The sequence below is a fragment of the Fibrella aquatilis genome (assembly GCF_017353255.1).
Classification (GTDB): Bacteria; Bacteroidota; Bacteroidia; order Cytophagales; family Spirosomataceae; genus Fibrella; species Fibrella aquatilis.
The window spans coordinates 1-1,755 of sequence record NZ_JAFMYU010000048.1 but is presented as its reverse complement, the minus strand read 5'-3'; the positions used below and the strand labels follow the sequence as shown (position 1 = coordinate 1,755).

At 58.8% G+C, this 1,755-nt stretch carries 1 protein-coding gene; it reads left to right on the top strand.

Annotated features, from left to right (window positions below; all coding sequences use genetic code 11):
• On the top strand, positions 1-1,755 hold a 1,755-nt coding region (locus J2I48_RS28050; protein ID WP_207338858.1), incomplete at both ends, for a non-ribosomal peptide synthetase.

Sequence of the window (1,755 nt, the reverse complement as noted above, 5' to 3'; positions counted from 1 at the left end):
GTGCCGGTGCGGGTGCGCTACGAAAGTGTTCAGGGGTTTGTAGACCTGTTGGTCCAGAGTCAGCAGTTGGCCAGTGGGGGCGAGGCGCACCAGTATTGTTCGTTGGCGCAGGTGCAGGCCCAGAGCGGGCTGGGGGCGGGGCTGCTCGACCATATCCTCATCTTCGAAAACCTGCCACTAGCACCCCCGGTCGAAGCGGAGCAGGGCGTGGGGTTCGTGTCGCCCGAGGCTACTCAACTGGCTGTTTTTGAACAGACTAACTATCCGCTTAATCTGACCGTCGTACCCGGCGAACAACTGAGTTTTCGCTTTAGCTACAACAAACTGGTCTACACCGCAACGCAGCTACAGGCCGTTGCTGACCAACTGACGTACCTTTTTGAGCAGGTGCTGGCTCAGCCCGATGCCCCCCTACAAACGCTGGAACTGGTTACTCCCACTGAGCGGCAACGGCTGCTTGAGGGCCTCAACCAGACAGCGGTAGACTACCCCCGGCAGCCGCGTATTCACCAGCTTTTTGAACAACAGGTGGCCCAAATTCCCCAGGCTACTGCTCTTATTTTCGAGCACAACAGGCGCTCTTACCAGTTTGTTAATGACCGCGCCAACGAACTGGCTAGTTACCTGATTCAACGCCAGCAGCTGCAACCCAACGCCCTGGTAGGGCTGATGATGGAGCGATCGGAGTGGTTAGTTATCAGTATGTTGGCTACACTAAAAGCCAATGCCGCCTATGTGCCGCTCGATCCCTCGCTGCCCCTCGCCCGGTTGGCCTACATCATCGAAGATACCAAACTGTCATTGCTGCTGGCCGACGGCGATACCCAGGCGTTGTGCGCCGAGATCAGCAGCACCATAGCCCATACGTATACCACCGTTCGGCTAAACCATCAGGCCGCTGAGCCGGGGCTGCTTGAACAGCATGACGGGGCGGCGGCTATTCCGTTACGTTCGTTCGGCGTTGGTGGGGTATCGGTAAACGATCTGGCTGGCCTGATGCCCGATGCCGCCAACCACCTGGCCTACGTGATCTACACGTCTGGGTCGACAGGTCGGCCCAAAGGCGTTGAAATCACGCACGATGCCGTTTGTAATTTTCTGCACAGCATGACGCAGCAGCCGGGTATTAAGCCCCATGACAAACTGCTGGCGGTGACGACCTATACCTTCGACATTTCGGTGCTGGAACTGCTCTGGCCGCTGGTAAACGGCGCGGCGGTATTGCTCACCAGTCAGGAGGTGCTCACCAACTGGGTCCGGCTGCTGGATGTAATGGCGCTTGAAAAGCCGACCATCATGCAGGCCACACCCACGTTATGGCAGGCGTTGGTACACCATCACTGGGCCGGGCAACCTGGTTTGACCATACTGTGTGGTGGCGAACCCGTAAGCCGGGAACTGGCCAACCAACTGTTAGAACGGGCCGACAGCGTTTGGAACATGTATGGGCCAACGGAAACAACCATCTGGTCGACGGTTAAGCAACTCCGTACTAACGAAACAATCACGATTGGCAAGCCTATTGCCAACACGACAGTCTACGTGCTCGACAGCGGGCGGCGGCTACTGCCCCCCGGCGTGACGGGTGAACTCTACGTGGGTGGGCTGGGCCTGGCCCGCGGCTACTGGCGACGACCCGACCTGACGGCCGAACGCTTTGTAGCCCATCCGTTTGTGGCTGGCCAGCGCCTCTACCGCACCGGCGACCTGGCCCGCTGGAACAGCTCGGGTGAACTCGTCTATGAAGGTCGACTC